Source organism: Vibrio sp. 1249-1, assembly GCF_033340495.1.
This window is the reverse complement of the sequence record NZ_JAWOWJ010000257.1, coordinates 1-905: the sequence shown is the minus strand read 5'-3', so window position 1 is coordinate 905 and position 905 is coordinate 1. Positions and strand designations below refer to the sequence as shown.

The 905-nt window shown below is 47.3% G+C and carries 2 protein-coding genes; both read right to left on the bottom strand.

The annotated features are described in order from the left end of the window. Positions 1–346: FHIPEP family type III secretion protein (locus R7Z50_RS25685; protein WP_318149501.1), on the bottom strand; the 346-nt coding region annotated here is incomplete at its 3' end. Positions 347–575: 229 nt separating this feature from the next. After that, positions 576–905, bottom strand: a 330-nt coding sequence (locus R7Z50_RS25680) for an EscU/YscU/HrcU family type III secretion system export apparatus switch protein (protein ID WP_318149500.1), incomplete at its 5' end; no start/stop codon positions are given.

The window sequence follows — 905 nt, the reverse complement described above, 5'->3', positions numbered from 1 at the left end:
TACCAAACGCCTCGATAACGTTACCTGCTGCATTGCCCCCTTCATGACCATGAAGTAACACGACACGGGTGGACGCAACGTTCAGCGCCAAACGCAACAACGTCGCGATCAGCAGCACCGTTGGGAACGCGGCGAAATCTAACGGGCGGCGTGTATATACCGTCACCAACAACACCACCATGGCTAAGGCGATGTTAAAGGTGAAGAACATATCCAGTAGGAACGCGGGTATCGGTAATACCACCATCGCAAGGGTGGCCAAAACCATGACAGGCGCGCCAATAGCTGGCATCTCACGCTGACGAATTCGTGGCAATTTATCTGCAAACGGCAGGCTTAACTTCATACTGCGAGGTATCTCAATCGAATTGAAGCGTCACGCGAATACGCACTTTAATACGTATGTCTAATGTTTATACGCGACCACTTTCGCCTAAAAGTTTAGGTATAGTTGATAATTAGTCGACTTAAGCAATCTATGTACCAAAATCAACGCCAAAATAATGACTCAAAGCTAAATAACAGCACAATCCATTGATTGTTTTATATTTTTCTTAATTTTGCTTTTTGTACGATTAATGACGATGTTCCGGCGGGATTGGCAAGTCATAATCTTGAATTTTCGGTCGCTGACCACCACGTTTGCGGTACTGTTTTAACTGGAACACAAACGCCAGCACTTGCGCGACCGCGGTAAACAGACCGTCAGGAATTTCTTGTTCCAACTCAGTGGTATGGTAAAGCGCACGTGCAAGTGGTGGAGCAGGCACAATCGTAATGTCGTGCTCGCGTGCCACTTCTCGAATTTTCATCGCCATATGATCCGTACCTTTCGCAATCACGACTGGCGCACGATCTGTTTTCTGCTTATAACGCAGCGCCACTGAATAGTGCTCCGGGTTGGT